Origin of the sequence: Paraburkholderia sp. GAS448, assembly GCF_050435685.1 — a bacterium.
Taxonomy (GTDB): Bacteria; Pseudomonadota; Gammaproteobacteria; order Burkholderiales; family Burkholderiaceae; genus Paraburkholderia.
The window spans coordinates 1-1278 of record NZ_JBNDKT010000153.1 but is presented as its reverse complement, the minus strand read 5'-3'; the positions used below and the strand labels follow the sequence as shown (position 1 = coordinate 1278).

The window sequence follows — 1278 nt, the reverse complement described above, 5'->3', positions numbered from 1 at the left end:
CACGCCGTCGGCCACGCCGATCAGCTTGCGCTCGCCGTCCGTGCCCGTGAAGTCCACCGCCGCTCCGTCCAGGTCCTTCGCCACCGTGATGTTCCCGGTGCTCTCGTCCTGCTGCACCAGACCGATCGTGCCTTCGTTCAGGTTGTTGGTGATGTTCGTGATATCGCCCGCAATGTTCGTGATCTCAGACTTGTTGATCGCGATGTTCTTGCTGTTATCAATCACGCGGTTGTCGATGTTGGTGACTGCGTCACCCACATTGCTGACCGTCGTGCCGCCCACTTCGTAGCTCGGCGCCGAGACCGTACCGTCCGCGTTCACCGTCGAACCACCGCCCAGGGCATCAGCCACCGAGCTGCTCACGCCGAACAGCTGGCCGCCGTTGATGGCTTCCTTGCTGCCCGAGGCGACCACGCCGTCGGCCACGCCGATCAGCTTGCGCTCGCCGTCCGTGCCCGTGAAGTCCACCGCCGCTCCGTCCAGGCCCCTGGCCACCGTGATGTTCCGGGTGCTCTCGTCCTGCTGCACCAGACCGATCGTGCCGTCGTTCAGGTTGTTGGTGATGTTCGTGATATCGCCCGCAATGTTCGTGATCTCAGACTTGTTGATCGCGATGTTCTTGCTGTTATCAATCACGCGGTTGTCGATGTTGGTGACTGCGTCACCCACATTGCTGACCGTCGTGCCGCCCACTTCGTAGCTCGGTGCCGAGACCGTACCGTCCGCGTTCACCGTCGAACCGCCGCCCAGGGCATCAGCCACCGAGCTGCTCACGCCGAACAGCTGGCCGCCGTTGATGGCTTCCTTGCTGCCCGAGGCGACCACGCCGTCGGCCACGCCGATCAGCTTGCGCTCGCCGTCCGTGCCCGTGAAGTCCACCGCCGCTCCGTCCAGGCCCTTCGCCACCGTGATGTTCCGGGTGTCCTCGTCCTGCTGCACCAGACCCACCACGCCGTCACCCAGGATGTTGGTGATGTTCTCGATGCTGGTCGTGTTGTCGGTCACGCGGTTGTCGATGTTGGCGACTGCGTCACCCACATTGCTGACCGTCGTGCCGCCCACCACGTAGCTCGGCGCTGAGACCGTACCGTCCGCGTTCACCGTCGAACCACCGCCCAGGGCATCAGCCACCGAGCTGCTCACGCCGAACAGCTGGCCGCCGTTGATGGCTTCCTTGCTGCCTGAGGCGACCACGCCGTCGGCCACGCCGATCAGCTTGCGCTCGCCGTCCGTGCCCGTGAAGTCCACCGCCGCTCCGTCCAGGTCCTTCGCCACCGT

The 1278-nt window shown here is 64.8% G+C and carries 1 pseudogene; it reads right to left on the bottom strand.

Annotation, left to right across the window (positions count from 1 at the left end):
- Positions 1 to 1278 (bottom strand): annotated as a pseudogene (locus P3T23_RS47740) (beta strand repeat-containing protein); the annotation flags it as partial.